The 24,066-nt window shown below is 71.1% G+C and carries 30 protein-coding genes and 1 pseudogene; 13 read left to right on the forward strand and 18 right to left on the reverse strand.

The genetic code is table 11. The features are described 5' to 3' along the window. Positions 1–6: 6 nt before the first annotated feature. The 4 genes and pseudogenes from O7624_RS18925 to O7624_RS18940 form a co-directional block, all read right to left on the reverse strand. Entirely contained in the window at positions 7–543 is a 537-nt protein-coding gene (locus tag O7624_RS18925) for a phospholipase (protein ID WP_282236746.1), read from the reverse strand. A 185-nt stretch (positions 544–728) separates the two neighbouring features. Then, the gene (locus O7624_RS18930) at positions 729–1,454 is read right to left on the reverse strand and encodes a methyltransferase domain-containing protein (RefSeq protein ID WP_093403496.1); all 726 of its coding nucleotides are present in this window, start codon (positions 1,452–1,454) and stop codon (positions 729–731) included. Between the two features lie 136 nt (positions 1,455–1,590). Further along, positions 1,591–1,842 (reverse strand): annotated as a pseudogene (locus O7624_RS18935) (hypothetical protein); the annotation flags it as partial. A 37-nt stretch (positions 1,843–1,879) separates the two neighbouring features. Beyond that, positions 1,880–3,517, reverse strand: a complete 1,638-nt coding sequence (locus O7624_RS18940) for an ABC-F family ATP-binding cassette domain-containing protein (RefSeq protein ID WP_282236747.1) — start codon at positions 3,515–3,517, stop codon at positions 1,880–1,882. Positions 3,518–3,577: 60 nt separating this feature from the next. Here O7624_RS18940 and O7624_RS18945 point away from each other — a divergent pair, with 60 nt between their 5' ends. From O7624_RS18945 to O7624_RS18955, 3 genes are all read left to right on the forward strand, one after another. Continuing rightward, complete coding sequence (locus O7624_RS18945) at positions 3,578–4,330, forward strand: ROK family protein (RefSeq protein WP_093403500.1); 753 nt, start codon at positions 3,578–3,580, stop codon at positions 4,328–4,330. Positions 4,331–4,421: 91 nt separating this feature from the next. Further along, positions 4,422–4,787 (forward strand): tetratricopeptide repeat protein, encoded by a 366-nt coding sequence (locus O7624_RS18950; protein ID WP_093403502.1) that lies wholly within the window; start codon positions 4,422–4,424, stop codon positions 4,785–4,787. 149 nt (positions 4,788–4,936) lie between these two features. Then, positions 4,937–5,191 (forward strand): Smr/MutS family protein, encoded by a 255-nt coding sequence (locus O7624_RS18955; protein ID WP_013736060.1) that lies wholly within the window; start codon positions 4,937–4,939, stop codon positions 5,189–5,191. Between the two features lie 43 nt (positions 5,192–5,234). Here the strand turns inward: O7624_RS18955 and O7624_RS18960 are convergent, their stop codons facing one another. Together O7624_RS18960 and O7624_RS18965 are read right to left on the reverse strand one after the other, a co-directional pair. Continuing rightward, positions 5,235–6,350: a site-specific integrase gene (locus tag O7624_RS18960; protein WP_282236748.1), complete on the reverse strand. Its 1,116-nt coding sequence runs from the start codon at positions 6,348–6,350 to the stop codon at positions 5,235–5,237. Next, a complete protein-coding gene (locus O7624_RS18965; protein ID WP_282236749.1) occupies positions 6,337–6,939 on the reverse strand; it encodes a helix-turn-helix transcriptional regulator in 603 nt (200 codons plus the stop codon). Before O7624_RS18965 ends, O7624_RS18960 begins: the two co-directional genes overlap by 14 nt. Before the next feature lie 127 nt (positions 6,940–7,066). Between O7624_RS18965 and O7624_RS18970 the strand changes: the two genes are divergently transcribed. From O7624_RS18970 to O7624_RS19010, 9 genes are all read left to right on the forward strand, one after another. Continuing rightward, the gene (locus O7624_RS18970; RefSeq protein ID WP_282236750.1) at positions 7,067–7,255 is read left to right on the forward strand and encodes a helix-turn-helix domain-containing protein; all 189 of its coding nucleotides are present in this window, start codon (positions 7,067–7,069) and stop codon (positions 7,253–7,255) included. Position 7,256: 1 nt separating this feature from the next. After that, entirely contained in the window at positions 7,257–8,138 is an 882-nt protein-coding gene (locus tag O7624_RS18975) for a bifunctional DNA primase/polymerase (protein WP_282236751.1), read from the forward strand. Continuing rightward, positions 8,135–9,433, forward strand: a complete 1,299-nt coding sequence (locus tag O7624_RS18980; protein WP_282236752.1) for a DUF3631 domain-containing protein — start codon at positions 8,135–8,137, stop codon at positions 9,431–9,433. Before O7624_RS18975 ends, O7624_RS18980 begins: the two co-directional genes overlap by 4 nt. Further along, positions 9,430–10,068: a hypothetical protein gene (locus tag O7624_RS18985; RefSeq protein ID WP_282236753.1), complete on the forward strand. Its 639-nt coding sequence runs from the start codon at positions 9,430–9,432 to the stop codon at positions 10,066–10,068. Before O7624_RS18980 ends, O7624_RS18985 begins: the two co-directional genes overlap by 4 nt. After that, positions 10,065–10,277, forward strand: coding sequence for a hypothetical protein (locus O7624_RS18990; protein ID WP_282236754.1), 213 nt, complete (start codon positions 10,065–10,067; stop codon positions 10,275–10,277). The genes O7624_RS18985 and O7624_RS18990 overlap by 4 nt, the downstream gene beginning before the upstream one ends. Continuing rightward, positions 10,267–10,653 (forward strand): hypothetical protein, encoded by a 387-nt coding sequence (locus O7624_RS18995; protein WP_282236755.1) that lies wholly within the window; start codon positions 10,267–10,269, stop codon positions 10,651–10,653. The genes O7624_RS18990 and O7624_RS18995 overlap by 11 nt, the downstream gene beginning before the upstream one ends. Before the next feature lie 372 nt (positions 10,654–11,025). Further along, complete coding sequence (locus O7624_RS19000) at positions 11,026–11,535, forward strand: hypothetical protein (RefSeq protein WP_282236756.1); 510 nt, start codon at positions 11,026–11,028, stop codon at positions 11,533–11,535. Position 11,536: 1 nt separating this feature from the next. Continuing rightward, positions 11,537–14,281 (forward strand): phage tail tape measure protein, encoded by a 2,745-nt coding sequence (locus O7624_RS19005; RefSeq protein ID WP_282236757.1) that lies wholly within the window; start codon positions 11,537–11,539, stop codon positions 14,279–14,281. Positions 14,282–14,291: 10 nt separating this feature from the next. After that, on the forward strand, positions 14,292–15,032 hold the full coding sequence (locus tag O7624_RS19010; protein WP_282236758.1) for a hypothetical protein: 741 nt from the start codon (positions 14,292–14,294) through the stop codon (positions 15,030–15,032). Positions 15,033–15,036: 4 nt separating this feature from the next. On the opposite strand, the gene O7624_RS19015 is transcribed toward O7624_RS19010, so the two are convergent. From O7624_RS19015 to O7624_RS19065, 11 genes are all read right to left on the reverse strand, one after another. Further along, a complete protein-coding gene (locus tag O7624_RS19015; protein WP_282236759.1) occupies positions 15,037–15,402 on the reverse strand; it encodes a hypothetical protein in 366 nt (121 codons plus the stop codon). A gap of 346 nt (positions 15,403–15,748) precedes the next feature. Then, positions 15,749–15,988, reverse strand: a complete 240-nt coding sequence (locus tag O7624_RS19020; RefSeq protein ID WP_282236760.1) for a hypothetical protein — start codon at positions 15,986–15,988, stop codon at positions 15,749–15,751. Positions 15,989–16,130: 142 nt separating this feature from the next. Beyond that, a complete protein-coding gene (locus tag O7624_RS19025) occupies positions 16,131–18,149 on the reverse strand; it encodes a cell division protein FtsK (protein WP_282236761.1) in 2,019 nt (672 codons plus the stop codon). Between the two features lie 2 nt (positions 18,150–18,151). Continuing rightward, positions 18,152–18,343 carry a hypothetical protein gene (locus tag O7624_RS19030; RefSeq protein ID WP_282236762.1) on the reverse strand — a complete coding sequence of 64 codons (192 nt, stop codon included), beginning with the start codon at positions 18,341–18,343 and terminating at the stop codon, positions 18,152–18,154. 2 nt (positions 18,344–18,345) lie between these two features. Next, a complete protein-coding gene (locus O7624_RS19035) occupies positions 18,346–19,146 on the reverse strand; it encodes an ABC transporter permease (RefSeq protein WP_282236763.1) in 801 nt (266 codons plus the stop codon). Further along, a complete protein-coding gene (locus tag O7624_RS19040) occupies positions 19,143–19,385 on the reverse strand; it encodes a hypothetical protein (RefSeq protein ID WP_282236764.1) in 243 nt (80 codons plus the stop codon). Before O7624_RS19040 ends, O7624_RS19035 begins: the two co-directional genes overlap by 4 nt. Before the next feature lie 2 nt (positions 19,386–19,387). Beyond that, positions 19,388–19,639, reverse strand: a complete 252-nt coding sequence (locus O7624_RS19045; protein WP_282236765.1) for a hypothetical protein — start codon at positions 19,637–19,639, stop codon at positions 19,388–19,390. Beyond that, positions 19,639–19,812 (reverse strand): hypothetical protein, encoded by a 174-nt coding sequence (locus O7624_RS19050; RefSeq protein WP_282236766.1) that lies wholly within the window; start codon positions 19,810–19,812, stop codon positions 19,639–19,641. The genes O7624_RS19045 and O7624_RS19050 overlap by 1 nt, the downstream gene beginning before the upstream one ends. Continuing rightward, positions 19,809–20,111 (reverse strand): hypothetical protein, encoded by a 303-nt coding sequence (locus tag O7624_RS19055; RefSeq protein ID WP_282236767.1) that lies wholly within the window; start codon positions 20,109–20,111, stop codon positions 19,809–19,811. The genes O7624_RS19050 and O7624_RS19055 overlap by 4 nt, the downstream gene beginning before the upstream one ends. After that, the gene (locus tag O7624_RS19060) at positions 20,111–20,272 is read right to left on the reverse strand and encodes a hypothetical protein (RefSeq protein WP_282236768.1); all 162 of its coding nucleotides are present in this window, start codon (positions 20,270–20,272) and stop codon (positions 20,111–20,113) included. Before O7624_RS19060 ends, O7624_RS19055 begins: the two co-directional genes overlap by 1 nt. Beyond that, the gene (locus tag O7624_RS19065) at positions 20,272–21,057 is read right to left on the reverse strand and encodes a hypothetical protein (protein WP_282236769.1); all 786 of its coding nucleotides are present in this window, start codon (positions 21,055–21,057) and stop codon (positions 20,272–20,274) included. Before O7624_RS19065 ends, O7624_RS19060 begins: the two co-directional genes overlap by 1 nt. Positions 21,058–21,225: 168 nt before the next feature. Between O7624_RS19065 and O7624_RS19070 the strand changes: the two genes are divergently transcribed. Then, entirely contained in the window at positions 21,226–21,423 is a 198-nt protein-coding gene (locus O7624_RS19070; RefSeq protein ID WP_282236770.1) for a hypothetical protein, read from the forward strand. 157 nt (positions 21,424–21,580) lie between these two features. Here the strand turns inward: O7624_RS19070 and O7624_RS19075 are convergent, their stop codons facing one another. Next, complete coding sequence (locus O7624_RS19075) at positions 21,581–23,959, reverse strand: M28 family peptidase (RefSeq protein ID WP_282236771.1); 2,379 nt, start codon at positions 23,957–23,959, stop codon at positions 21,581–21,583. Positions 23,960–24,066: the final 107 nt, after the last annotated feature.

Here is a 24,066-nt window from a genome sequence, read left to right on the forward strand (position 1 = left end):
CCTTCGTCAGGCGCGAGCGCGGCGCTCGGCGTCTGCCTTCATCCGGGCGGCCCGGTCGATGTCGGACTGCTGGACGGCGGCTACCGAGCCGAAGATGGCGACGGCCTGGTAGTAGGTCCACGCCAGGCTCAGGCAGGCCGGCCGGACGACGGAGTTGTAGGTGGCGCAGGACCGCTTCAGATCCGCGTAGAAGGCGCTGTCGAGGCGCGGCTTGGTGGCACTGAAATGGCCGACCGCCTTGTAGTTGCGGTAGCCGAAGTCGTGGCGGGCGCAGGAGAGGCTGAACTTGAATCCGAGCGGGTTGTCCGGGCTGGACGAGCAGTAGTCGGTGGACCAGTCGAAGTTGTACTCGGCCCAGGGCGCGCGGTTCTGGCGGGCGGAGTACCAGGCGTTGTAGCTGCTGGCGCTGGTCTGGGTCCAGCTGGACAGGACCGACAACTTCTGCTGTGGAGTGACGGCCGCCGTGGCGGGGGAGGCCACGGCGAAGGCGGTGAGCAGCGCGAGTACGCCGGAGGTGAGGATGGTGGCGAGACGTCTGGGCATGGTCGTACCTCCGCGGGGGTGTGCGGTGGGGCCAGTTGTTACCGGCGAGTCACCGGGGTTAGATCAGTGTCGATCGATGACGCGGCCTGCCGGTGTTACCCGCGAGAAATATTGGTGACCTGTGCCGAAACAGACGAATGTCCTGGACACCGCCGGTGTCCAGGACATTCGTCGAGCGGACCTGCCTAGTCGAAGAAGCGGGCCAGGTGGGTGGCGGTAGGGCCGTCGTCCTCCGGTCCCAGCGGAGTGAGGTCGGCGAAGATGGACGCACCGTCGCTGCCGGCGTGCAGGGGGTACCAGCGCGGCGTGCCCGGGGGGCGCATGACGCAGATGCCCTTGACCGTCTGCACGTCCAGCAGCCGCACGTGGGTCGGGTCGGCAACCGCGTTCACATGACCCCACCAGGGGCTCATCACGTGCAGCACACCCCCGGGACGGAGCACCCGGTGACACTCGTCCAGCAGCGGCAGAAAGTCGATCAGGTGCTCCAGGATGTGTACCGCAAACAGCACGTCGACCGAGTCGTCGGCCAGTGGCAGGGAGCCGGAGAGATCGGCGACCGCGTCCACTCCGGGGGCGGGGAAGATGTCCAGGCCGAGATTGCCGGGCCACTGCTTGGTGGCGCCACAGCCCAGGTCGACCACCACCGGGTCGCGTCCGCCGACCCGTACCCGGCACCAGACGCCGAAGACGCCGGCCAGCCGGCCGACCTGCTCGCGTACCAGTCGCAGCTGTGCCGGCTCGTCGACCTCGCCGGTCAGGTGGGCGACGCCCCGGTCGAAACGGACCTCGACACCGAGCGGGCGCAATCGCTCGTCGTGGCGGACCTGGTCCAGCCACGCCTCGGTGAGGAACCCGTCCATCGCCCGCAGCCGCTCGGCGGAGGACGGGGTGTGTGCCAACGCGACCATACCGGCCACCTCCGGCCGGCCCGTTACCCGGATAGTTGCCCGGTATGCGCCGGTTGTCCCTGAAATCTGCGCCAGGTCAACGCGCGATGGGCCGTCGAGGACGTCCGGTACGCATCCGCTGCCGCGGTGCGGCCGCCGTCCGGGGCCGCTTCAGGTGATAGCGGTGCAACTCGTTGTTCCCGGGCAGGGACGGGTCCTCGCTCATCGCGACCAACTCCCAGCCCTGGTCGCCGGCCCGGTTGAGATGAGCCAGCGCGGTGTCGCCGTACGGCGTGACGTCGATCATCGAACCGTCGGGGCCGTACCAGGAGAAGATGACCTCGAAGCCGAGGTCGTTGGTGGCGGCCTGGCGGCGGCGCACCAGTAGGGCGTACTCCCACCTGAGCATGGGGTCATTGTCGCCCCACCGTCCGGATTCCGCCGGATCAAAACTCGGTGATCCGCCCGGCGTCCACCCGCAACCGCCGGTCGAGGCGTACCGCCTCCAGCATCCGCCGGTCATGGGTCACCAGCAGCAGCGTGCCCGGGAAGCTGGCAAGCGCGGACTCCAGTTGCTCGATCGCCGGCAGATCGAGGTGATTCGTCGGCTCGTCCAGCACCAGCAGATTGACGCCCCGCCCCTGCAACAGGGCCAACGCGGCCCGGGTCCGTTCGCCCGGAGAGAGCGTCGCGGCCGGTCGCAGCACGTGCTGCGCGCGCAGGCCGAACTTGGCCAGCAGCGTACGCGCGTCGGCCGGAGACACGTCCGGCACCGCGGCCCGGAACGCGTCAAGCAGCGGTACGTCACCCAGGAACAGTCCCCGGGCCTGGTCCACCTCGCCGACCACCACGCCCGGCCCCAGCGCGGCCTGGCCGGCGTCCAGCGGCAACCGGCCGAGCAGGGCGGCCAGCAGGGTCGACTTGCCGGAACCGTTCGCCCCGGTCACCGCCACCCGGTCCGCCCAGTCGATCTGGAGGTTCACCGGGCCGAGGGTGAAATCGCCCCGGCGTACCACGGCGTCGCGGAGCGTGGCCACGACGGCGCCGGCGCGCGGCGCGGCGGCGATCTCCATCCGCAGCTCCCACTCCTTGCGTGGCTCCTCCACCACCTCCAGACGTTCGATCAGCCGCTCGGTCTGCCGGGCCTTCGCCGCCTGCTTCTCGGACGCCTCGGACCGGAACTTGCGGCCGATCTTGTCGTTGTCGGTGGCCTTACGCCGGGCGTTGCGGACCCCCTTCTCCATCCAGGCCCGCTGGGTACGCGCCCGTGCCTGGAGTCCGGCCCGCGTGTCGGCGTACTCCTCGTAGTCGGCGCGCGCCTGGCGGCGGGCCACCTCCCGCTCCTCCAGGTACGCCGCGTAACCGCCGCCGAAGTGGTTCACCTGCTGCTGGTGCAGGTCCAACTCCAGCACCGAGGTCACCGTGCGGGCCAGGAACTCCCGGTCGTGACTGACCAGGACCGTGCCGGCGCGCAGCCCGGTCACGAAGGTCTCCAGCCGGTCCAGCCCGGCCAGGTCGAGATCGTTCGTGGGCTCGTCGAGCAGAAATATGTCGTACCGGCTGAGCAGCAGCGACGCCAGGCCGGCCCGGGCGGCCTGGCCGCCGGAGAGACTGGTCATCTCCTGGTCGAGATCGACGGCGAGGCCCAGCTCGGCCGCCACCTCCTCGGCCCGCTCGTCCAGGTCGGCGCCGCCGAGCCCGAGCCAGCTCTCCAGCGCGGCGGCGTACGCGTCGTCCGCGCCCGGGGTGCCGGCGGTCAGCGCCTCCGTCGCCGCGTCGAGCGCAGCTTGCGCCCCGGTCACGCCGGTGCGGCGGGCCAGGAACGCCCGGACCGTCTCCCCGGGGCGGCGCTCCGGCTCCTGGGGCAGGTGCCCGATGCTCGCGCCGGGCGGGCTCACCGCGACGCTGCCGGCCTCGACCGGCAACAGACCGGCGAGCGTACGCAGCAGCGTCGACTTGCCGGCCCCGTTGGCCCCGACCAGGCCGACCACGTCGCCGGGCGCTACCACGAGGTCCAGGCCGGCGAAGAGGGTGCGTTCCCCGTGCCCGGCGGCGAGGTCCCGGGCGATCAGCGTGGCGCTCACAAACAGCCGAGCCTACCCGTCGCCGCGCGGCGGACCCTGCGACGAGGCAGACTCACGTGCGTGTTGACCACTCTGGCGATCGACTGCGGGGGCGGCGGAATCAAAGCCTCCGTCCTCGACGGCGCGGGCACGATGCGGGCCCAGCCGATGCGGGTGCCGACGCCGTACCCGCTGCCGCCGGACCTGTTCGTCCGCACGCTCGTGGAACTCGGCGGTCGGTTGCCGGCGGCCGGTCGGGTGACGGTCGGGATGCCCGGCATGATCCGGCACGGCGTCGTGGTGGCCACCCCGCATTACGTGACCCGTTCGGGCCCACGTAGCCGGGTCGACCCGGCGCTGCTCGCCGAGTGGTCCGGGTTCGACGCCCGCAGCGCGCTCTCGGCCGCGTTCGGCCTGCCGGCGCTGGTGCTCAACGACGCCGAGGTGCACGGTGCCGGGGTGGTCGCCGGCACCGGCTGCGAACTCGTGCTGACCCTCGGCACCGGGCTGGGCAGCGCCCTCTTCGACGGTGGGGTGCTCGCCCCGCACCTCGAACTGTCCCATGCCCCGGTGCGCTGGGGCACCACCTACGACACGTACGTCGGTGAGCCTGAGCGCCGCCGGCTGGGCGACGCCTTCTGGTCCCGACGGATCCGGCAGGTGGTGGAGGGGCTGCGTCCGGTGTTCCGCTGGGACCGGCTCTACCTGGGCGGCGGGAACTCGCGGCGGATCCGCCCCGAGCAGCTCACCCGGATGGGTGACGACGTGGTGGTGGTCCCGAACAGCGCCGGCATTGTCGGCGGCGTCCGCGCCTGGGACCTCGCCACCGTGTGAGGCGGGCAGGAAAAGCCACCGGGAACAGTCGCGGTACAGCCGGTGTTGTGCCAGCGTCGGAGCAGTGGTGCGACACGGAGGGGGTGGCGGCATGGATCTTCTGGCCGAGTACCGACGGGCGACCCTGTTCTTCGAGGCGGGCGACCCCAGCAGCGCGGCCCGGCTGCTCGAACCGATCATCGAGGCGGAGCCGGACAACGCCTCCGTGCGCCAGTTGCTGGCCCGGGCCTACTTCCAGTCGGCACAGCTCAACCGGGCCGAGGAGCAGCTGCGGGAACTGGTCGACCGCAACCCCAGCGACCACTACGCCCACCACGTGCTGGGCCGGACGCTGGAGCGGCTCAACCGCTACACCGACGCGCTGCGTCACCTGCGCATCGCGGCGGCCATGCACTCGTCCAACGACGATTACACGACCGCCCTGCGCCGGGTCGAGACCCGGGTCGGCGGTCGCTGATCCCGGACACGCGTCGAGAGGGCAGCCCACTGTGGGCTGCCCTCTCGACGTCCGGGGGGCCCGGCAGCCGGCGTGCCCACGATGGCCTGGCCGGCGCCCGGCGTGCCTACCATGAGCCGCATGACAGCCGACCGGACGGTGGACGTGGCATGAAGCTGAAGCTGGACCTGCACGACATCTTCAACAAGGGCCACGACATCGACCGGGCACTGCGCGGGATCATGGACGAGGCGGTGGCCAAGAAGGCCACCCTCGTCGAGATCATCCCGGGCAAGGGCTCCGGTCAGCTCAAGAAGCGGGTGCTGCGCTTCCTCGACCAGAAGGACGTCAAGCAGCTCTACCACCGGGTCGAGAAGGACTCCAAGAACTTCGGCCGCCTCTTCGTCCACTTCCGCTGGAAATAAGAGCGCCGGACGTGAAACCGGCGGTGAGCTGCGGCACCGTAGATCACTTCCCGTCGGCGGGGCGCATGTGGGGCACATGAGCCCGGAGGACATCATCCGTCGCCTGCCTCGTCCGGTCCTCGTCGTCCGGCCAGAGGTGACTGTACGTGTTCAGCGTCTCGGCGGCGTTGCCGTGCCCGAGACGCGCTGACACGACCTTGACCGACAGACCGGCCCGGATCAACGCCGACGCGTAGAAGTGGCGCAGGTCGTGAAACCCGACCCCCGGCAGACCGGCCGCCTTCACCGCTGGCCGCCACACCGACTCGTTGAACCGCGACCGGTGCAGCAGGCCGCCGCGATCGAGGAACAGGAACCCGTCGCCCAGGTCGGCCATGTGCGCCTTCAACGCGTCGGTGAGCACCTGGCCGACGGGCACCGTCCGGTAGGACGGCGCGTTCTTCAACGGGACCACCTCCGGCCGGTTGTCGACCAGCTGCACCTGTCGGTCAACCTTCACTGTGCGCGCCGCCAGGTCGACATCACCAGCCTGCAACCCGAACGCCTCGCCCTGCCGCAGCCCGGCCGCCGCGGCGACCAACGCGGTGAGGCGGTACGCCGGCGCAATGGTCGTCAGGATCGCATCGACCTGCTCGACGGTCAGCGGCGTCACCTGAACGCGTGGCCGCTCCGGCAGACGTACACCCTTGCGACCACTACGAGCCGGCAGGGATGGATCCTGCGTGATGATCCGGTCGTGCAGTGCGGCGCCGAACACCGCCCGCACCGTGGAGTAGACAACCCGAACCGTGCCCGGCTTGAGCGTGGCCGACAGGCCGGTCACGAACGCCTGTAGTTCGCTCGGACGAACCGCAGCCAGCGGGCGGTCACCCAGCACCGGGTAGACGTGCTTCGTCAGCCGCGACCGGGTACCGGTCGCGGTGTTGGGCCGGTGTGGCTGTCCGGCCCGCCAGGTCTCGGCGTATGCGCGGAACGTCTGCTTGCCGGCCTTCGGGTCGACGTACTGCCCGGTGTTCAGCTTGTGCTCGACCTCGGCCCGGAACCGGTCGGCGTCGACCTTCCGGGCGAACGACTTCTTGCGCTGCTTGCCGGCCTCGTCGCGCCAGCGGACCAGCCAGGGTTTCGGCCGGCCGTCGTCGCGCCGCTCAACGCTCGCCATCGGCGTCCTGGCCACTGTGCAGGGTCACATCCCCGCTGATCCTGCCGTCGCCGTCGTGGCGGATCTCCGCCCGGAATGGTTTCGTGCCGAGTCTGGCCAGCAGGAACATCCCGGCCTCGTCGATCGGGTCACTCTCGAACGGCCGATTGGCGCGGACGTAGTCGACCACCCGGGGGTCGGCCAGGTCGATGCGGTCGAAGGAGACGACCTCGCGGCCCTGCTCGTCCTGGCGGCGGCGCTCGGCGACCAGGGGATGCTCTCCGGCCGCCCAGCGCCATCCGGGTTTCCATCCGATGCGTACGCCTGCCGCGAGGTCGATGGGAGAGTCCTGGGCCGGCATCAGCAGGGCAAGGGGCGACACGTCCAGAGCTATGGCCAGGGCGACCAGGTCGTCCGCATCGACCCGTCTCGTGCCGTTCTCGATGCGCGACAGCCCCAACGTGGGAATGGATCGGCCCAGGTCGGCGAGGCGGTCGGAAAGTTCCCGGTACGTGAGCCGGCGCTCGGTACGGATGCGCTGGATGTTCTCGCGGACCCGGTGCCCGGTAGGTCCGAGTGGGTTCTTCTGCGGCTTCTCGTCATCGCTCACGGTGCACACCTTGGCATCGAAATGATGTCATCGCAAGTCTTCTTGACATGTCCCGCTGTGTCGTGCATGTTGGTGCGGAGATCGCCTATCGAAGTGATGCGGGCGACGATCAAAGGGGATGTTCGAGATGTCGAAGCGTTCGTTGGCGGGGCCGCCCGAGGTCGCCACGTACTTGAACGTGCCGGAGAAGACCCTCACTCAGTGGCGGTACCTCAAGACCGGCCCTCGCTGGTCGAAGGTGGGCCGCCACATCCGGTACCGGTGGGAAGACGTCGAGAAGTGGCTCGACGAGAAGAGCAGCAAGGCGGCGGCCTGAGATGCCGCAGACGCGAAACCGCCCCGGGGTGGCGTCCGGGGCGGCATCAGGGGTCATTGCGGCGACCACCAGCAGCGTAACCGAATCCGACGACATTCCGCACCGTCCGGTAGACCTGCTCAACGCAGCGCTGGCGTACGCCGAGGTGGGATGGCCTGTCTTTCCGTGCGCGGCCGGCGACAAAGCGCCGCTAACCCGACACGGATTCAAGGACGCCACCACCGACCCCGCCCGCATCACCGCATGGTGGCGGCAGCAGCCACACGCCAACATCGCCGTGGCCACCGGGGCACCTGGGCCCGACGTGCTCGACGTCGACACGAAGAACGGCCTGCCCGGCATGGCCCTGTTCCGCCGGGTGCTATCCGCTGGCCTGCTCCGGGGGGCGGCGGCGATCATCCGGACACCGTCCGGAGGGCTGCACGTGTGGTTCACCGGCACCGACCAGCGAGGCGGGGCGACCGGTGAAGGCCGGGCGCTGGAGTTGAAAGCTCGCGGCGGGTACGTCCTGCTACCGCCGTCCTACGTCGAGACCGGCACCTACGCCGGCCGGTACGAACTGGTCGAGCACCGGGAGACGTGCGCCACCGTCGACTTCGCGGCCATCCGTGAGTTGCTGGAGCCACCCCGGCCGGCGGCCCGGACGTGGACCGGGCAGATGTCCCGGCAGCGCGCCGAACGTCTGGCCGCGTACGTCTCACGGGCCACCGAAGGCAGCCGCAACAAGGCCCTGTTCTGGGCGGCGTGCCGGGCCGCCGAGAGCGGCGCCGGTCCGGGGGTCTACGACGCCCTGGTCGACGCCGCCGTCCGCGCGGGCCTACCCCGCGCCTCGTGCCTGGCCACCGTCCAGTCAGCTCAACGAACCGCGGGGAGTGCGGCGTGACCGACTTCAAGCTCGACGACTTCGACCGCGACCACGACGGCAGTGCGCTGCTCGACGAGGTGCGGGCGGCGGTCGTGCGGTACGTCGCGCTGCCCTCGACGCACGTCGAGGTGGCCGTCACGTTGTGGATCGTCGCCACGCACGCGGTCGACGCCCTCAACACCGCGCCACGGTTGGCCATCCGGTCGCCGGAGAAGCGGTGCGGCAAGTCCCGACTGCTCGACCTGGTCGGTGCGATGTGCCGCAACCAGCTGCCCACCGCCAACGTGTCCTCAGCAGTGCTGTACCGGGTGATGGGCGGGGACCGGAAACCGACGCTCATCATCGACGAGGCCGACACGATCTGGGGCAACAAGAAGACCGCCGAGCAGAACGAAGACCTGCGTGGCCTGGTCAACGCCGGATTCGAGCGCGGGCGGCCGACGCTGCGCTACGACGCCGCGTCACGGTCGGTCGAGGAACTGGAGACGTTCGGATTCGTCGCCCTGGCCGGCATCGGGCAACTACCCGACACGATCACCGACCGGGCGGTGAACATCACCATGCAGCGGCGTAAGGCCGGCGAGCGGGTCGCCCCGTACCGCAGCCGGCGCGACGGGCTGCCGCTGCAAAACCTGCGTGACCGGGTAGCGGCGTGGATCCGCACCGCGCTGGAGGAGATTGAAAAGACGGTGCCGGACCTGCCGGTCGAGGACCGGGCCGCCGACGTGTGGGAACCGCTGGTGATCGTCGCGGACATCGCCGGTGGCGACTGGCCCCGACTGGCCCGTGACTCCGCCGTGGCGCTCACCAGCGACCACGACGAGGAAGACCACGGATCCGACTCGCTGCGGCTGCTCGCCGACATCCGCGAGGTGTTCGGACCGAACCCGTTCATGCAGTCGAAGGATCTTGTGCACCGGTTGCGCGGCCTGGATGACTCGCCGTGGTCCGAGTGGGATCTGACGGTTCGGAAGCTCGCCGACCGGCTGCGCCCGTACAAGGTCGCGCCGCGCCGCAACGAGACGGGAACGGCGCGCGGATACCGGGCTGAGGACTTCGCTTCCGTCTTCGATCGGTACCTGTCCCGTCAGGAAGCGTCAAACCGTCAAAACCCCAGGTCAGAGCCCGACGGATCGATTCCGTCTGACACTTCGAAGTGTCAGACGTCAGAAGCGTCCAAGCCTCTGACCAGCACTTCTGACGGTTTGACGCTTCTGGACACTTCTACGCCCGAGACGGACCAGACGTGCCCGGTTTGCTCGTGGCCGCTCGACTCCACCGCCCACTACGAGAACTGCGAGGCGACCCGATGACCGCCGCCCTGCTGCTGGAGCAGTTGATGACGCACCCGCGCTACGGCGAACTGGTCGACCACCTGCGCGCCACCGCCAACCCGGCGCACGTCGCCCAGGTCGACGCCGCCACCGCCGACGCCATCGCGTTGATGACCGGCCTCGGCCGCGACGTCCTCGGCGTCGACCACGCCACCCCCACCACCGTCGACCAGACCCCCGGCTGGCTGCGCCTCGGGCTGCTCGACACGTTCACCGCATGGGCCGAAGGGCAGGCCGTCACCTGCCTGCACCAGCCGACCGTCGGCCGCCCGCTGCCGGTCCTCGCGGCGGCGTGGCGACCCCGGATGGTCGTCTGCGGCCTGTGCGTACACCTGGTGGCGTTGCCGCGTGGCAGTGCCGCCGACCGCACCTGCGACGCGTGCGGGCACCGCTGTGCCGGAGTTGAGCACGGGGACGGCATCTACCCGGGCATGGTGCAGTTCGGGCCGGTCATCTACCAGTACGGGGTGTGCTCGGACTGCCGGCCGCCGATCACCACCGGAACCGGCCCGCTGAGAGCCACGCACAGCCAAGATCCGGGCACCCCGAGGGGTGCGGGAAGGGTCCGCCCACGCGGCAGGCGTGGACGGGGCCGGGGAAGGGGACGCCGGTGACCACGCCACCGCTCGCCAACGGCGCGGAACTCGTGTTCGCCGCCGCCGACCAGGACTGGCCCACCGTGGAGGCGATCGTCCGGCAGGGCCCGCCCGATCTGCTGATGCAAACCGTGTGGGTGGCCTGCCAGCTCATCGAGGTGCACGGCCTGGACGACGCCCTGCGCGCCCGGCTGCGCGCCGCCCTGGCCGCCCCCGATGCCGGCTGACGGGCCGCCCCGGGTGGTGGCCGTCGACGCCCACGGCCACGCCGTCGCGCTCGGCGACCGGGCCATGGCACACCTGGCCAGTGCGCTGGGCGAGCACCTGCAACGCTGCCACCGGGCCGGCATCACCCCACCCGGTGACCTGCTGGAGTTGGCCGCCGCCATGGCCCCCAGCATCCCGAATGTCCGCACCGCTGGCCGCCAACGTGACCAGGCGCCGCTGGCCGGGCACCGTCAGGTCGTGATGACGTACGCGGAAGCCGCACGGCACCACGGTGTCTCTACCCGGACACTGCGGCGCTGGCGGGCGCAAGGCCTTGTTCGGGGGGTCGGGCGTCGGCTGGTCGTCGAGGTGCCGTGTGATCTTCCGGCCGCCTGACCGGTGACGACCGGACCAGGCCACGGCGCGACCCCTCCTGGTGGCCACCAGGGGATTGCGTGATGGCGGAGCCGGCGAACCAAGCCACTCGGCAGCCACCCGTGGAAGGCCCCGGCGTGGGTGACGCCAACTGTCGTGCTCGGAGGCGACGGGAAGCGCACCAACGTAGGTGAACCGGGCGTCATCCGTCCCCCGTGGCCGGCCCGCCGTGCATCCTCCCGCGTCGGGCCGGCCAACGGTACAGATCGACAGTCAGGTGGTTGTGGGATGTGCGTCGGATGTCGGGCTCTCAACGAGATGGTGGCCGCGCGGCTTGATCCGCTGCTGGGTTCACCCAGCTACATGCGGTCGGTTGCCGCCGGGCGTGCGCCGATGCCGTCCCCCCGGTACGGCCAGCCGACCCGCCGCACCGCGGCACGCCCCGCCACCCGGAAGCGTCAGCCGGACTGGAGTCCGGCGTTCAACATTCGCGCTGCCACCCAGAACCTGGTCGTCGACGGATGCCGGCTCGACCTGGCCGGCATGGACGCCCGCCAGTGCGAGGCGGCCCTCTACTGGAACCACCGCGACGGGTTGACCAGCCGCGACCGTGAAGCCATCGGCCGGGTAGAGCAACTGTTCGAATCCCGGTGGGGCCGCAACCTGTACGACCTTTCGCTGCACGCCCGCGTCCGCTTGGACCTGCGCACCGAGCAGGGCCGGCGGCAGTGGGAACACCACCAGGCCGGCAAGCAACTGGCAGCGTCGATCACGTACACCGCCGACGAGTGGCCCGAGCAGATCGGCGGGTGGGTGCGGTCGTGGCGGCTGCACCACATCACCCTCGGCGAGCCCGGCGAGCAGGCCGACGAGCGGGCCGTGACCCCCGGATGGATGCTCTGACATGGCCGAGAAAGACCTCAGCTACCGCCTCTCCGCTGACCCTCGACAGTTCGAGCGCGGCTTCAAGTCGGCAGAGTCGTCGGCCCGGGCGTTGGAGCGGGAACTTGCCAAGCTGGAAGCGGAACAGGCGCGCGTTGACGCGGCCATGGACCAGGTCGGGGCGACGTTCCTCGCGGCCGGGGCCGCCATCGGCGCCGGCCTGGCAATGGCCGTCCGCGCCGCGATCAGCTGGGAATCTGCCTGGACCGGCGTGGCGAAGGTCATCGACGGGTCACCCGAGCAGCTCGCCGAACTCGAAGGCGAACTGCGGCAGCTGGCCCGCACGCTGCCGCAGACCCACGAGGAGATCGCCGGAGTGGCGGCGGCTGCTGGCCAGCTCGGTATCGCCCGGCAGGACATCGTCCAGTTCACCCGCACCATGGTCGACCTGGGCACCGCCACGAACCTGACCAGCGAAGAGGCGGCGTTCGCCCTGTCGCGGCTGATGAACATCATGCAGTCCGCCCCCGACGACGTTGGCCGCCTGGGCGCGAGCATCGTCGAGCTGGGCAACAACTCGGCCACCACCGAGCAAGAGATCGTCGACATGGCGCTCCGGATCGCCGGTGCTGGCCAGACCGTCCGCATGAGCGAAGCCGACGTGATCGGATTCGCTGGTGCCCTCTCATCCGTGGGTGTCCAAGCCGAAGCGGGCGGTTCGGCGATCTCCCGGGCGTTCATCATCATCGAGCAGGCCGTCCGCTCCGGCGGGGAGCGTCTCGACACGTTCGCCCAACTGGCCGGCATGACCGCCGACCAGTACGCCCAGGCGTTCCAGCAGGACGCCGCGAAGGCCACCGCCGCCTTCATCCAGGGCCTCGGCCGCATGCAGCAGTCCGGTGGCGACGTCTTCGCCACCCTCCAAGACCTCGGCATGAGCGAGATCCTGCTCCGCGACGCCCTGCTCCGCCTCGCTGGCGCGGGTGACCTGGTCACCCGGTCACTCGACACGGCGAATCGCGGATGGGAAGACAACACCGCCCTACTCGAAGAGGCCGAACGGCGGTACGCCACCGTCGAGTCCCGCGTCGCCATCGCCCGCAACCAGCTGAACGACTTCGCGATCGACATCGGGAACACGTTCCTACCGGCCGTCGGCGCGGCCGCTGACCTGATCGGTGACCTGGCCGGGGTACTCACCGACCTACCCGGACCGGTCAAAGCCGTCCTGGCCGTCCTCGGCCTGTCCGCCGCCGCGCTGCTGCTCGTCGGTGGCACCGCCCTGCTCGTCGTGCCCCGCATCGCCCAGTACAAGCAAGCCATCCTGGAACTGTCCATGGCGCAAGGACGGATGGCCGCCACCGCCGTGGCCGCGAACACCGCCATGAGCCGCGTCGGCAGTTTCCTCGCCGGGCCGTGGGGAATCGCCATCGCCGGCGCGGTCGCCGCCCTGTCCGCGTTCGCCCTGGCCAACGCCGAAGCACGAGGCCGCGCCCGCGAACTCGCCGACACCCTCGACGACCAATCCGGGGCCGTCACCCGCGACACCGGGCTGTGGATCGCCCACCAACTCGCCCAGAACGGCGTCATCGACCAGGCCGAACTCCTCGGCATCTCCGCCGGTGACCTGACCGCCGCCATGATGGGCGAAGCCGACGCCATCGCCCGCGTCAACGCCGAACTCGACCGGCATAACGGGGCCATCGCACCCGCCTACGCGCAACGCTCCGACGACCTCAACGTCGCCGCCCAGAAAGTCCGCGGCTCCCTGCAAGACATGGGCGGTGACCTCGCCAACGCCCGCGAACTGCACCGGCAGGTCACCGAAGCCACCGACGGGCAAACCCGCTCCGTCGCCGACCTTGACCCCGCCACCCGGCAGCTGGCCACCGGACTCGGCCTGACCGCCGCCGCGGCCACCGACCTGGCCGCCGAGGTCGACGAGTTGGACAAGGCCCTGAGGGCTCTCTACGACCAGATGTTCGCCCTCGAAGAGGCCGAAGACGCCGCCACCAGGGCCATGAAGCGGATGACCGAAGAAGCGAAAGCCAACGGCGGCGCCCTCGACGGAAACTCCGAGTCGGCGTTGACCAACCGGGACAACATCCGCAACCTGATCCGCACCCACATGGACCTGGTCGTCGAGTACGCCAAAACCGCCGACAGCGCCGACGACGTCACCGCGAAAACCGAGGAGCTGCGGAAGAAGTTCGTGGAGCAGGCCCGGCAGGCCGGCATCACCGAAGCGGACATCCGCGAGTACGCGAAGGCGTACGACCGGGTCCCCGACGAGGTGGCCACCCTGCTCAAGACCCTCGGCCTGGACGCGGCGCAGCGACAGATCCGCAACCACCTCGAATGGCTGGACCGCATCCCACCGGAGGTGCGTACCCGCCTGGTCGTCGAGCAGCGCACCGCGAGAGGCGGGCACCGCGAGTTCAACGCATTGGGCGGGCCGGCCGGCAGCAGGTACGCCGGAGGTGGCGAGGTAGACGGCCCATACGGCTACGACGCCGTCCCCGCGTGGCTGACCCGCGGTGAATGGGTGTCCACGGTCGAAGCCACCCGCCGCAACGCCGCAGCCCTCGCCGCAGCCAATGCCGGCGCCCGGCTGGCGGTGGTCGGATCATCGGCCAGCCGTGGCGACTACGGCGGCGCCGGACGAGGCGTCCACGCCGACAACATCAACGTCAACGTCCAGGCGTGGACCGACCGATTCAGCCTGCGGCAGGTCGAGCAGGAAATCGCCATGCACAACAGCATCTAGGAGGCCACCTGTGGGAGTCATCGGCGACCAAGCGATCTCGCCCGGCAACCTCGCCCGCCGGGTCCGTGAACTAGAGCGGCAGGTGCAGATGCTGACCGCTGGCCGCCGCCTCGAAGCGGCATCCATCGGCCGCGGCGGCCTCACCGTCACCGGCGGCACCATCACCACCCGCGACACCGACGGCAACGTCCTATCCCGGCAGGGGCAACTAGCCGAAGGGTGGCGTGGCACGTGGATCGGCCGTGCCGGCGGCGGCGTCGCGTTCTTCGTGGGCGGCGAGGGCGCCGACGAGGGTTTCGTGGGCATCTACGACCGGGCAGGCCAGTACATCGTGTCCGACGACGCCGCATCCGAACGTGGCCTGGCCCGCCCGTACATCCCGATCCAGACGGGCGAGGTCACTGTGCCCACCGCCACCACCGCCTCGGCGACGTTCGTGGACATGGCGGCCGGCACCATGCCCGTGCAGCACCCAGTCCTGCACGCGCACCTGCTGATCCGCTCCGACGACGGGTCCACCACCGGCGAGGTGCGGATGACGCTGGATGGCGAGCAGGTCGGCGAGGTGTTGGAGGTGGCGGCCTCTCAGTACGCGTTCGCCACGCTCGGTCCGGCCGCGCTGCCGGGCGTGTACCCGTACGGTGCGCTGCGTACGGTGGCGGTGCAGGCGCGCCGCACCGCGGGAAGCGGCAACATCGGGGTGCGGGTCCTGACGATCCTCGGCCTGGAATCCGCCTACCTCGCCGAATGACCGGTCAGTCGCCCGACCTCGTCGGCAGCGGCTCCGGCAGCGGATCCGGCTTGATGACGTCCACCGTGCCCGTACCGGTCGTGGCCTGCGGGCTGGTGGACTGCCGTCCGGTGGGCTTCTGCTCGGGCGTGCGCTGCTCCGTCACAGTCTTCCCCTCACGCTTCGGTGTCACCACGGCCGAAGGACTGGCCGCAGTCGACGTCACCACCGTAGGCGTCGGCTCGGCAGACGGCGTGCCCTGCGGGTCCTCCAGGCGCAGCCTCACCTCACCGCCCGTGTCCCGGTCAACGAACTGCACACCGATCGCCGCACCGGCAGCGGTGGCGAACACGAACGCACCCACCAACAGGGCAGCACTACGCACCCTCACCGTGTCCCCTCTCGACAGCTCACAGCGACCGACTGTAGGCCCAGCGCGCACACCGAAGCATCGACCAACCAGCAGCGACAGCAGCGGCGAACAGACGCGAGCAACGGGGACACCAGGGGGGCCGGGTCCGACCGGGCAGCGTCCGGCCCCTGACCCGCCCCCGCCTCAGGGAAATCTCCCCCCGCAATCGATCTTCGGCCACTCGGCGGTCACGCGCGTGACATGCCGTTACGTGCCTGTTGAGCTGGGGCAACGGGGCATTGTCACGGCCGTGACATGTCACGTAACGCCGTTACGCGTAACGGCCCGCCAGGCGCGATCCTGGCGGGCCGTACGGCGTCTCGGGTCAACTGGCGGCGCGGTGTAGCCGGCGGGCGCGGTTCCACAGCCGGCGGCCGAACCTGAGTCGCTTCCCGGTGCCCTTGCACCACCGGCACGGCCGGGACAGTTTCGGGTTGCGCTTGCTGCGGTGGTGGGCCTTCCCGTCGCACACCCAGCAGTCCCGGAACGGGCGGACGGCACACGACAGGGCGTAGACGAGCAGGGCGGCGAGGATCAGGCCGGTCGCGACGATGGTGCCTCTCACGAGGTGCCTCCTGGGGCGGTTTTCGGGCTGCTGGCGGGGGTGCCGCGACCCGCGACTATCGGGGGTTTCCGCAGGTGAAGGCCGGTCGCGGGGGCGGTCGCGGAAGTGCGACCGGGTTGCGTGCCGCGACCGGCCGTGCGACCTATCCGGCGTCGATCTCCCGACGCTGCTGCGCGGCGTCCAGGGCGGTGCGGCGGGCACCCTTGAGGTTCTTCCCGGATACCTTCACGTCCTGGCTGTCGACGCCGTACCGGGACAGGGACTCGCGGACCATCTCGGCGGTGATCCCGGCGTACATCTCCGGCCACTGCTCCGCCAGGCGCTCGGCGAGCACCGCCCACGGCAGACCGGACTCACCCGGCCGGAGGACCGCGCGGGCGTCGGCGAGCATGTCGCGTGCTTCCACCCGCTCGGCGCCGTCGCCGATGACGACCTGGCCGCGCAGCTGCGCGGCGCGGGCCACGATGCCCGCGGTGACCTCGGGGGTGGGGAAGAACGAGCGGGCGCTGCCGGGCTTGTCGACGCCGACCATGACGCCCCACCCGGCATCGACGCCGGGCCGGTAGACGGTGCCGGTGAACCCGCGCTTGTACGCCCCCGTGCCGAGGATCATGTCGTTCTCGACCTGGCCGAGCACCGACAGGCACCAGCGGGTGGTGATGCAGCGGGTGATGTTCGGCGGCAGGCTGTCCTTGTCGGGGATCTGCGTGGCCAGGCAGAACATGATGCCCAGCGCCCGGCCCCGCTTGATGGCCCGCTCACAGGCCGCCGCCGAGCCGGGCACCGCCGCGAACAGCTCGTGGACCTCGTCGAGCAGGATGAACACCGGATGCAGGCCCGACCCCGGTTTCGCGGCCAGTTCCGGGGTGACCTTGCCCTCGGGTGCCTCGCCGCGCTTCTTGGCCTCGAGGATCCGCTTGCCGCGCCGTTCGCATTCGGCGAGCGCCCAGGCGATGATGTCGCTTCCCGCCTCGAACGCCTCGTCGTCGACACCGACGACGTAGTCGGAGCACAGTGGGCCGACGTCGAGGAAGTCACCGACACCCTTGAACTCGGCGACCTTCAGCTCGACGGTCGGGTCGAGCATGGCGATCGTGAGCAGCGTGCGGGCGGCGTACGACTTGCCGGATCCGGGCTGGCCGCCGATCAGGAAGTTCCGGGCGAACAGCACGGTGGTCAGGGGTCGCTGGCGGGCGTCGGTGGCGAACGGCTGCGGCTCAAAGATGCTGGTCCGCGCGGTGTCCGCCGCGAGGGCCCAGCGGGGTTGCCCCATCTTGGACGACGGCTGGTAGCCGACCCACAGGTCTACCTGGCCGGGGTGGTCGGGGCCGACCTCCGGCCACACCTGGTCGACGGGCAGGCGGAGGGCGGCGGCGAGGTTGTCGCGCTTCTCCAGCAGCTGCGTGGCCACGATCGCGCCGGGCAGGTTGAACCGGGCCAGCCAACCGGGCCCATCCTTGTGGATGCCGGGCGGCGGGAACGTGAGCTGACCAGGCTCTTTCACGCCGATCGACAGGGCGACGACGGCGTTGCGGACCATCTCGGCGGTGAGCTTGGTGAACTTCTGCCCGGTGCTGGTCCGGTCGACGATCGGCTTGTCCGCCGGCCGGCCGTACCGGGCGGCGAGCAGCACCAGACCGGCCACCGCGCAGTACCAGCCGACCGGCGGCATCCCGGCCAGCTCGACGCCGACCAACGCCGCCAGGAGCAGCACCAGGCCGATGCCGACGACCCACCAGCGGGCGGACGACTCCCGGGCCCGGGTGCGGTTCAGCGACTGCCAGGTGTGCGGGTCGTTCTTGTTCGCGGCCTCTTGCCGAAGGTGGAAGTTCTCCCGACCACCGACCGCCCACCACGTCACCGCGGCACCGGCCCGCCACACACCACGCGGCGCGTAGACGGCCACCTTGACGGCGTACTTCGGGGAGCGGGTCAGGTGGTAGAGGGCACGGTTGCGGCCGTAGCGGGCCGACCAGCCGACCAGCGCCCGACGTCCCTCCGGCGACCGCAGCACGGCGGGGATGATCGGCCGGGTGGGCTCGTCTCGGGCGACCACGTCGGCGAACGTGGCCTTGCGGTCGGGTGGGTCGACCGGCCCGCCGAGCTGCTCGGCGGTGATGGTGTGCCGTTCGTCGTCGTATTCCATGGGCAGCGTGGTCATGGTCAGTGCCTCCCTTCGGCCTGTGCGGCGAGGTTGCGTGCCCTCATGGCGAGGGCGGGTAGCAGGTCACGCCACGCCTGGGTCGGCTCGGCGATCTCGCGGTCGATGAGGTCGGCCAGGGCGCGCATGCCCCCGGCTGCGGCCCCGAGCCGCGTCAGCAGCTCGGGGCACACGGTGCAGTCCGTCTCAGCCACGGTCAGTGGTCCTCTCGTACGAGGTGGGCGAGTGCGGCGCCCATGCCGAGCACGGCGACGGGCAGACAGGCGACAACGGTGGTGATCTGCCACGGCGTGCCGGTCTCCGGCGCCGCAAGCAGGTGGTAGGTGATCTGCGCACCGGCACCGAGGGTCAGCGCGATCAGCGCCGACGCCATGGCGAAGGTCCGCGCCCGGCGGGTGGTGCGCCCGGACAGCCAGGCGAACAGGGCGTACCCGGCGTAGACCTCCATGCCGATCGGGAGGGTGATCGCCGTGTTCAGGGTCAGCAGCGGCTCGCCGTTGTCGCGGGTGAACCCGGGCAGCAGGTCCACCGGGCCGAACCCGGTGAGCTTGCCCAGCTCCACCCAGCCGGCCCACACGGCGACGAACGCGGGCAGCATGAGCAGCCACACCGGCCACACCGGCAGCGGCTTGACCGACTTCTCAGCGGTCGGCGTACCCGGGTGTCCGTCCGTCGTGGGCTGCACGTCCGGCTCGACGGTGTCGGCCACCTCGGCGGGCTGCGGGTCCGCCAGGATCGGCGGCGCAGACTCGGGTACGGGCGGTGCCGGCACCGGGTCCGGGCCGACCGGTTCGGCGTACAGCCACGGGTCGGCCGGCGGCTCGTCGACGAGCCGCTCGCGCAGCTCGGTCGCCTTCGGCGCGCCGATGGCGAACTCCTTCATCAGCCGGTTGCGCGACGGCACCTCGCCCAGCTGCTCGGCCAGGGCGCGGGCGGCGGGCAGCAGCGCGTCGACCGGCTGCGGGTACTTCACACCGTTCACGGTCGGGGCGGTCATCGGTTCCACCGCTTCTTGTCCTTCTTGCGCTCGCCGGTGCTGCCGATGGCCACGGCACCGTTGCCGATGGCCGACTGGCCCTTGACCTTGATCCGGCCGGTCTGGATACCGCCGTCGTCGGTGCTGGACGGGTCGAACGTGTGGTGGCCCTTGGCGCAGATGGCCAGCGCGCCGGTGGAGTCGATCGACAGGCTGCGGAACTCGCTGGTGCCGCAGGTGGAGCAGGACGAGATAGCCATGGTCAGCGGTCCTTGTCGCTCGGGCTGGTGGCGAGCGCGTCGCGGCGCCACCGGCGGAGGTTGAGTGCCGCCATCGCCCCGTAGGACAAGGCGGCGACGATGAACCCGTACTGGCCGGTGGCCAGCGCGTACGCCAGCCAGAGGGCCTGTACGGCGAGGCTGACGGCCCACCCGTGCCAGAGGCGGCGTCCGGTGAGCCACCAGCCGGTGAGGCCGATGAGGGTCAGCGCCCAGGACCACCACTGCGCGGCCATCAGCGGGCCACCGCCTTCGTGCGGGTCGGGGTCTGCCGGGTGTGCTGGCGGCGGATCGCCGCGGCGGTGGAGTCGGCGTGGCCCTCGACCAGGCGGCGGGCGACCAGGAACACGGCCAGCGGCGTACCGGTGCCACCGGCGACGATCAGGAGCACGTACTGCGTGGCGGTCATGAGTGGTCACCTCCGGGCAGGTCACGGGCGATCAGGGAGACGATGGCGGCAACCAGCTCGGCGGCCACCGGCAGCGGCAGCAGCAGCAGGTTGTCCGGGTCGAACGTGGGCACGTCCTCGGCGTCCATCGGCTCGGCGAAGTGCGTGAGCAGCACGTACGGCAGGCGTCCGTCGCCCGCCTCCAGGTGCACGAAGAACCGATCGGCGGGGGTGACGATCTCCACCGGGGCGGACCGGTGCGAGTTCAGCTGGTGGTCGTGGTGGGTGGGTACGCACCACGGCGGGCAGTAGCGGGCCATCAGCGGGCACCTCCCGCCCAGGTGGTCGACACGCACATGCCGCCCGCGCCGACCTTGTCGCCGCACGGCTGGGTGGTGTGGTTGTGGTAGGCGGCGAGCCCGGCCAGGGCCGTGCACACCAGGACGGTGCGCACGACCCACCGGTTGATTGCGGCCGCCATCAGGAAGCGTCCTGGCGGGCCACCTGCGCGGCCCGGATCAGCGCCACGCCCAGGGCCTCGACCTGATCGGCGGTGCCGCTCCAGCCCATCTGCCGGGTACCGGTGCGGTCCGCCGGGTCCGCGAACCTCACCACGACGCGGGTCGGGTCGATGACCTGCCCGGCCTCGCTGGACATCTCGACGACCACCTCGGCCACCGACACGTCGGTGGCGCTCTCCGGGTCGGAGCCGGTGATCTCGGCCAGGTCGAGGGTGTGGATCGAACCGACGGTGAAGCCCTCGAACTCGGTTTCCTCGCTGGAGTGGTCGCGCTGGCACCAGGTCGGGCAGGCCCGCTCGGCGTCGTTGAGCGTCTCGGCGGCGGGCCGCTTCCCGACGAGGTGGTGTGCGCCTTCCTGCCAGCAGATCCGGTCGATGTGCGCGTCGAGCGCTTCGGCGACCGACACGCCCAGCTGGGCGGCGATCTCGGCCGGCTTCATGTCGGTCGACCCGATCAGGAGCTCGACCTTGCGGCCCAGCTCCATCGTGGCGGCCGACGGGCCGGCCGGCCGGGACGCGACCGCGTGCCCGACGGCGTCGGCGTAGCCGTGGGCGTACCCGTCGTCGAACGCCGAACCGGTGCCGGCCGGCTGCGGGGTCCGCTCGTCGCCCCGGTGCGCACCCGAGTTCAGGACCGGGAAACGGTCATCGGCGGGGCGGGGGCGGGTGATGGCGGGGATGTCGGCGGTGGGGGCGTCGTGGAGACGCTGCTCCGGCGGCACGGACGCGGATGCAATGATGCTCATGGGTCGGGGATCCCTCCCGATCAAGGCCCTCGGTTGGTGCTGCTAACACCGCCGGGGGCCGACTTGTTGGTGCCGGTACTACGCCACCGAGTGTGGCCTACTGATGTGGCGTACGTCAACTGTGTTGGCCACGTTGATTGGCAACACGATGTGTGCGACCATCGCCGCGTGACGAGACTGGAGCAGGCAGCGAAGGCGTACCGCCGCGCCAAGGAAGCGCTCGACAAGGCGCGGCCGGAGTTGGCCGAGGCGATCGTGGAGGCGGCCCGCGAGGGGATGCGCCAGGCCGAGATCGTCAGGGTTACCGGCTACACCAGGGAGCAGGTCCGGCGGATCTGTCGCGCCGCTGGCATCGACCCAGGGTGACCGATCATGTTGGGGCACATTCGGGGCGCATGACAGTCGGATCGGACGAGATCCACTGAGACAACGTGAGAGGTAAAACCGCAGGTCAGGGCCGCTACGGCGGCCCTTTCTGCTGGTCAGGGAAGATCGTCGTCCACTTCCGCTGGAAGTAGCTGCCCTACAGCGGGTAGGTGCGGGCGACGGCGAGCATCTCGGAGCTGTGCGAGCCGGCGACGCCGACGTCCGGGGGGCGGGGGCGGAAGCCGGGCAGCGTGTCGAGGCCGTCGCTGGCGTCCATCGCGCGCAACGCGATCCGGTCCGTCTTCGGCGTGACGGTAAGCGTGACCTCGATCCCGTCGGGCGGTGGGGCGTGGAAGACCACCCCGAATCCCCAGCGGCCGTCGCGGGTCTCCACCGGAACCGGGCGGCCGGCGACCTCGACCCGCCGCACGTCAGCGGTGTTCGTGTCGACGTGCAGGGTGGTCAGGCGTACCTGGCGCTGCGGGGTGAGCCGGAGCGTCAGTGTGCGTTCGCCTGCGGTGGTGGTGTCGGTCAGCACATCCAACCGGGGCGCGGGTAGGTCCGCCGGCTGTGCCGGGCCGCCGAGCAACTCGTCGCCGCCGATTCCGGGGAACTCGTCGTCGACCTCGACCGGGCCGTCCACGTACTCGTCGGTCCAGGGCTGCGGATCGCTCTCGTGGCTGAGCCAGCGGGCCTGGCCAGTGCCGGCGTCCAGCGCGTACATCAGGTGGGTGGGTGCGGGGTGCGTGGCGTCGAACCGGTCGACGGCGAGGCCGATCCCGGCGAGGACCACCGCGGCCAGTGCGGCGGCCCCGGCCGGCAGGGCGCCGAGTCGGCGGGCCCGCAGCGCCATCATGCCCCGCTGGCCGCCGGCCTGTGGATGCAGCAGGTCGATCACGGGCAGCGCGGCGAGACCGAGCAGCACCGCGAAGAGCGCCGCGACGCCGCCCATCGCCATGCCCAGCGCCGGGAAGAGCAGCACGACGGTGGGGAGCAGCAGGAGCACCGCGACCGCGGCCGCGACGGTCACCGCGATCACCGGTACCGGGCCGTCGAGGCGGGTGGCCAGCGCCACCAGTCCGCCGAGCGCCCCGGCCAGGGCGGGCAGGGTCGCCAGGTACGCCCCGCCGGGCGCCAGGAAGGCGAGCAGCACGCCGAGCAGCGCCAGCCAGCCGAGTCCGCCGATCGCCAGGGCGGCCGGGCCGATCCGGCGTCGGCTCAGCGCGTACCAGGCGAACACGACGGCGGCGGCGAGCGACAGTACGGCCAGCCGGTACCAGGTCGGCCGGTACGGGTCGAGTAGTTCGGCGTAGCCCGGCCGGAGCGCGACGATCGCCGCCCAGAGCAACTGGGCGCCCAGCGGGGCCACCACGATCGGCACCAGGGCCAGGCCGAAGCCGGCGGCCAGCCGACCGGTGGTGACCCGGTGCCGGCGTCGGGCCAGCCAGCCGAGCCCGACCACGCCGCCCAGCGCCAGCAGCGCCAACGGCAGCACCAGCCAGCCGGGGTAGCGGGCGAGCCCGCCGGGCACGGGAAAGTAGGTGGCGTCGTGATTGGCGCGCAGGTCGCCGAGGTCGATCCGGCCGAACTCCCGGGCGAGACCGAGGGTGTTGTCACCGTGGTGCTGGAGGCTGGCCTGGTCCATCGAGGCGGGGGTGTCCAACGGCGTGTGGTAGATCGCACCGCCATCCAGGTACGCCGAGTTCAGCCCGAGGAACCCCTCGTCGAGGAAGGCGGTGAAGTCGGTGTCGTTGGGCAACGCGCGGTACACCTCCACCGCGAACGAGGTGCCCACCGGGTGCGGTGCGGCCCGGCCGAAGACCTCGACCAGACGCGCGTTCTCCGGCGACGTCTCGAACATGATCACCGGGCCGGTTCGACCCCTCGCCTCCAGGTTGAGCACCACACCCTTGTCGGCGGCGAGCGGGTGCTCGGAGGCGAACGTCGAGGCTCCGCAGAGGCACGCCTCCTCGGCGTCGGTTAGCACGAAGACGACGTCGTTGCGGGGCGCTGGGCCGTCGGTCAGCGCACGGGCCACCTCCAGGATCGTCGCCACCCCTGCGGCGTCGTCGTTGCCGCCCGGCCCGGTCTGCACCGCGTCGTAGTGCGCGACCAGGAACACCGTGCCGGTGGGGGCGGTGCCGGGCAGCCGCGCCACCACGTTGCGGACCCGGGCCAGGGTGGCGCCGCCCGCCGCGCCGCTGAGCTGCCCGGCCTCCTCGGCGACGGTGTCCTGCACCTGCGTCTCCAACCCGAGGCCACGCAGCGCGCCTTCCAGGTAGCCGCGGACCTCCTCGTTGGCTGGGCTGCCTGCGACGTGTGGCCGTCCGGCGACCTGCGTCACGTGTGGGTACGCGCGCCCGGCGCTGAACTCGTCCGTCGGCGCGTCGGCCGGCCGGGGTGCCGGAGGACGCAGGTCGAGCAGCGCGCCCGCGCCGACGGCGACGAGCGCGACGAGTGCCGCAAGCGCGGCGAGGGGACGTCGACGCGGCCGGGTGAGGGCGCGGTCGGCGGCGGGGGTGGGGGGTGCGCCCACGGGTGGCTCCTTGCGAGGGGGGTCCTGGGGTGGACATCATCCTCCATGCCACCTGAGGGTGCCCCGTCGTGTTGTGTGCGAACGTTGTCTAATACAGGATCAGCAGG

The sequence above is a fragment of the Verrucosispora sp. WMMD1129 genome (genome assembly GCF_029581255.1).
Taxonomy (GTDB): Bacteria; Actinomycetota; Actinomycetes; order Mycobacteriales; family Micromonosporaceae; genus Micromonospora; species Micromonospora sediminimaris.

Bases quoted from the DNA above. Each gene is read 5' to 3' on its own strand.
- O7624_RS18925 (WP_282236746.1), bottom strand. From the start codon at position 543: ATGCCCAGACGTCTCGCCACCATCCTCACCTCCGGCGTACTCGCGCTG.
- O7624_RS18930 (WP_093403496.1), bottom strand. From the start codon at position 1,454: ATGGTCGCGTTGGCACACACCCCGTCCTCCGCCGAGCGGCTGCGGGCG.
- O7624_RS18950 (WP_093403502.1), top strand. From the start codon at position 4,422: ATGGATCTTCTGGCCGAGTACCGACGGGCGACCCTGTTCTTCGAGGCG.
- O7624_RS18955 (WP_013736060.1), top strand. From the start codon at position 4,937: ATGAAGCTGAAGCTGGACCTGCACGACATCTTCAACAAGGGCCACGAC.
- O7624_RS18960 (WP_282236748.1), bottom strand. From the start codon at position 6,350: ATGGCGAGCGTTGAGCGGCGCGACGACGGCCGGCCGAAACCCTGGCTG.
- O7624_RS18970 (WP_282236750.1), top strand. From the start codon at position 7,067: ATGTCGAAGCGTTCGTTGGCGGGGCCGCCCGAGGTCGCCACGTACTTG.
- O7624_RS18975 (WP_282236751.1), top strand. From the start codon at position 7,257: ATGCCGCAGACGCGAAACCGCCCCGGGGTGGCGTCCGGGGCGGCATCA.
- O7624_RS18985 (WP_282236753.1), top strand. From the start codon at position 9,430: ATGACCGCCGCCCTGCTGCTGGAGCAGTTGATGACGCACCCGCGCTAC.
- O7624_RS18995 (WP_282236755.1), top strand. From the start codon at position 10,267: ATGCCGGCTGACGGGCCGCCCCGGGTGGTGGCCGTCGACGCCCACGGC.
- O7624_RS19000 (WP_282236756.1), top strand. From the start codon at position 11,026: ATGCCGTCCCCCCGGTACGGCCAGCCGACCCGCCGCACCGCGGCACGC.
- O7624_RS19005 (WP_282236757.1), top strand. From the start codon at position 11,537: ATGGCCGAGAAAGACCTCAGCTACCGCCTCTCCGCTGACCCTCGACAG.
- O7624_RS19025 (WP_282236761.1), bottom strand. From the start codon at position 18,149: ATGACCACGCTGCCCATGGAATACGACGACGAACGGCACACCATCACC.
- O7624_RS19035 (WP_282236763.1), bottom strand. From the start codon at position 19,146: ATGACCGCCCCGACCGTGAACGGTGTGAAGTACCCGCAGCCGGTCGAC.
- O7624_RS19040 (WP_282236764.1), bottom strand. From the start codon at position 19,385: ATGGCTATCTCGTCCTGCTCCACCTGCGGCACCAGCGAGTTCCGCAGC.
- O7624_RS19045 (WP_282236765.1), bottom strand. From the start codon at position 19,639: ATGGCCGCGCAGTGGTGGTCCTGGGCGCTGACCCTCATCGGCCTCACC.
- O7624_RS19050 (WP_282236766.1), bottom strand. From the start codon at position 19,812: ATGACCGCCACGCAGTACGTGCTCCTGATCGTCGCCGGTGGCACCGGT.
- O7624_RS19055 (WP_282236767.1), bottom strand. From the start codon at position 20,111: ATGGCCCGCTACTGCCCGCCGTGGTGCGTACCCACCCACCACGACCAC.
- O7624_RS19060 (WP_282236768.1), bottom strand. From the start codon at position 20,272: ATGGCGGCCGCAATCAACCGGTGGGTCGTGCGCACCGTCCTGGTGTGC.
- O7624_RS19065 (WP_282236769.1), bottom strand. From the start codon at position 21,057: ATGAGCATCATTGCATCCGCGTCCGTGCCGCCGGAGCAGCGTCTCCAC.